Annotated in this window: 2 rRNA genes; both read right to left on the bottom strand. The window is 56.9% G+C overall.

Annotated features, from left to right (window positions below):
• Nucleotides 1-44: 44 nt before the first annotated feature.
• Nucleotides 45-161 (bottom strand): 5S ribosomal RNA (rrf, locus tag WFH32_RS19175).
• A gap of 90 nt (nucleotides 162-251) precedes the next feature.
• Nucleotides 252-3,359 (bottom strand): 23S ribosomal RNA (locus tag WFH32_RS19180).
• Nucleotides 3,360-3,687: the final 328 nt, after the last annotated feature.

Consider the following 3,687-nt stretch of genomic DNA (forward strand, 5'->3'; position numbering starts at 1 on the left):
GCCAAAGGCCCACCCCTGTTGGGGTGGGCCTTTGGTGAATGGTTGTCCGGCGGCGACCTACTCTCCCACCCCGTCTCCAGGGCAGTACCATCGGCGCTGAGAGGCTTAGCTTCCGGGTTCGGAATGGGACCGGGCGTTTCCCTCTCGCTATGACCGCCGTAACTCTATGGAGATGTTCGGGTCCCCCGGTTACGTGGGGGTGTGCCCGTATCTCGGGAACCGCACAGTGGACGCGTAGCAAAAGTTTGTGTGTTATCAAGTTGTCGGCTTATTAGTACCGGTCAGCTTCAGCAGTCTTTAGTCCTGCCTTACACATCCGGCCTATCTACCCAGTGGTCTAGCTGGGAGCCTCTCCCCCTTGCGGGGATGGAAACCTCATCTTGAAGCAGGCTTCCCGCTTAGATGCTTTCAGCGGTTATCCCTTCCGAACGTAGCTAACCAGCCGTGCTCCTGGCGGAACAACTGGCACACCAGAGGTTCGTCCGTCCCGGTCCTCTCGTACTAGGGACAGCCCTTCTCAAGTTTCCTGCGCGCGCAGCGGATAGGGACCGAACTGTCTCACGACGTTCTAAACCCAGCTCGCGTACCGCTTTAATGGGCGAACAGCCCAACCCTTGGGACCTACTCCAGCCCCAGGATGCGACGAGCCGACATCGAGGTGCCAAACCATGCCGTCGATATGGACTCTTGGGCAAGATCAGCCTGTTATCCCCGGGGTACCTTTTATCCGTTGAGCGACGGCGCTTCCACAAGCCACCGCCGGATCACTAGTTCCGACTTTCGTCCCTGCTCGACCTGTCAGTCTCACAGTCAAGCTCCCTTGTGCACTTGCACTCGACACCTGATTGCCAACCAGGCTGAGGGAACCTTTGAGCGCCTCCGTTACATTTTAGGAGGCAACCGCCCCAGTTAAACTACCCACCAGGCACTGTCCCTGATCCGGATTACGGACCGAGGTTAGATATCCAGAGCGACCAGAGTGGTATTTCAACGTTGACTCCACACACACTGGCGTGCATGCTTCACAGTCTCCCACCTATCCTACACAAGCCGCACCGAACACCAATACCAAGCTATAGTAAAGGTCCCGGGGTCTTTCCGTCCTGCTGCGCGTAACGAGCATCTTTACTCGTAGTGCAATTTCGCCGAGTTCGCGGTTGAGACAGCGGAGAAGTCGTTACGCCATTCGTGCAGGTCGGAACTTACCCGACAAGGAATTTCGCTACCTTAGGATGGTTATAGTTACCACCGCCGTTTACTGGGGCTTAAATTCTGAGCTTCGCTCCGAAGAGCTGACCCGTCCTCTTAACCTTCCAGCACCGGGCAGGCGTCAGTCCGTATACATCGTCTTGCGACTTCGCACGGACCTGTGTTTTTAGTAAACAGTCGCTTCTCCCTGGTCTCTGCGGCCGTCAACGCTCGGGAAGCTAGTTCCGTCACGCATCGGGCCCCCCTTCTCCCGAAGTTACGGGGGCATTTTGCCGAGTTCCTTAACCACGATTCTCTCGATCGCCTTAGTATTCTCTACCTGACCACCTGAGTCGGTTTAGGGTACGGGCGGCTAGAACCTCGCGCCGAGGCTTTTCTTGGCAGCATAGGATCACCCAATTCGCGCATACGCGCTATCTATCAGTTCTCAGGCTATGTGAACAGCGGATTTGCCTACTGTTCGCCCTACAACCTTGGACACGGTCAACCATCGCCGTGCTGGGCTACCTTCCTGCGTCACCCCTGTTAATACGCTTACCTAGTACCGGTTCGGGTCGCGCGCCGCTCCCGCGATGTCTCCCGAAGGAGACGGTGCGGGTTAAGGGCGCTTAGCATCACCGGGTTCGGTATGGGCGGTTCTTCGCCGGTAGGAGAATATCAACTCCTTGTCCATCGACTACGCCTGTCGGCCTCGCCTTAGGTCCCGACTTACCCAGGGCGGATTAGCCTGGCCCTGGAACCCTTGGTCATTCGGCGGACGGGTTTCTCACCCGTCTTTCGCTACTCATGCCTGCATTCTCACTCGTGTAGGCTCCACCGCTGGGTTACCCCGCGACTTCACTGCCCACACGACGCTCCCCTACCCATCCACACGCCTGGACCACGAAGGCCTAGCGTTTGTGTGAATGCCACAGCTTCGGCGGTGTACTTGAGCCCCGCTACATTGTCGGCGCGGAATCACTTGACCAGTGAGCTATTACGCACTCTTTCAAGGGTGGCTGCTTCTAAGCCAACCTCCTGGTTGTCTGTGCAACTCCACATCCTTTCCCACTTAGCACACGCTTAGGGGCCTTAGCTGGTGGTCTGGGCTGTTTCCCTCTCGACTACGGAGCTTATCCCCCGCAGTCTCACTCCCGCGCTCTCACTTACCGGCATTCGGAGTTTGGCTGACGTCAGTAACCTTGTAGGGCCCATCGGCCATCCAGTAGCTCTACCTCCGGCAAGAAACACGCGAGGCTGCACCTAAATGCATTTCGGGGAGAACCAGCTATCACGAAGTTTGATTGGCCTTTCACCCCTAACCACAGGTCATCCCCCAGGTTTTCAACCCTGGTGGGTTCGGTCCTCCACGTAGTCTTACCCACGCTTCAACCTGCCCATGGCTAGATCACTTCGCTTCGGGTCTAGACCCAGCGACTCATTCGCCCTATTCAGACTCGCTTTCGCTACGGCTTCCCCACACGGGTTAACCTTGCCACTGAGCACTAACTCGCAGGCTCATTCTTCAAAAGGCACGCTGTCACCCCTGCTAGGGAGGCTCCAACGGATTGTAGGCACACGGTTTCAGGTACTATTTCACTCCCCTCCCGGGGTACTTTTCACCTTTCCCTCACGGTACTGGTCCGCTATCGGTCACTAGGTAGTATTTAGGCTTAGCAAGTGGTCTTGCCGGATTCACACGGGATTTCTCGGGCCCCGTGCTACTTGGGATCCCCTTCGGGAGGCCACGTCATTTCGTCTACGGGGGTCGCACCCTCTGTGCCGGGCCTTTCAATGCCCTTCGACTATAACGCGACTTTCTGACTCCCTGACCGGGTACCAGCCCGGTCTGAAAGGTCCCACAACCCCGCCCATGCAACGCCTGGTAGCTATCACACATGAACGGTTTGGCCTGTTCCGCTTTCGCTCGCCACTACTCACGGAATATCTCTTCCTGTCGGTACTGAGATGTTTCACTTCCCGACGTTCCCTCCACACACCCTATATATTCAGGTGCGGGTCACTGGACATGACTCCAGCGGGGTTTCCCCATTCGGAGATCCTCGGATCACGGTTCGTTTGCCAACTCCCCGAGGCTTATCGCAGGCTACAACGTCCTTCATCGGCTCCTAGTGCCAAGGCATCCACCCTGTGCCCTTAAAAACTTGACAACAAAAAATTGCAGAGAACAAAGATAAATCTTTGATCTTACAAAGATGCTCGCGTCCACTGTGCAGTTCTCAAGCTACGGACGATCCCACCCGCTCCCACGGCCTACCAACACAACCGGTTGGCGGTTCACCCAGGAGACGCGATGGCCCGTTCAGAGCGACCCCACCCATGCGGGCGGTTCCCTCAGGACCCAACAGTGTGCTTGGCAAACCCCTCCCCCGTACCCGTGATGTTCCACCACCCACCCGAAGATGGACAGGTACTGACACGAACCGTCATGGACGAGCTCTTCGTTAATGTTCCACCCTTGAGCAACCATCCACCCAC

This window comes from Oerskovia sp. USHLN155, assembly GCF_037145535.1.
GTDB lineage: Bacteria > Actinomycetota > Actinomycetes > Actinomycetales > Cellulomonadaceae > Oerskovia > Oerskovia rustica.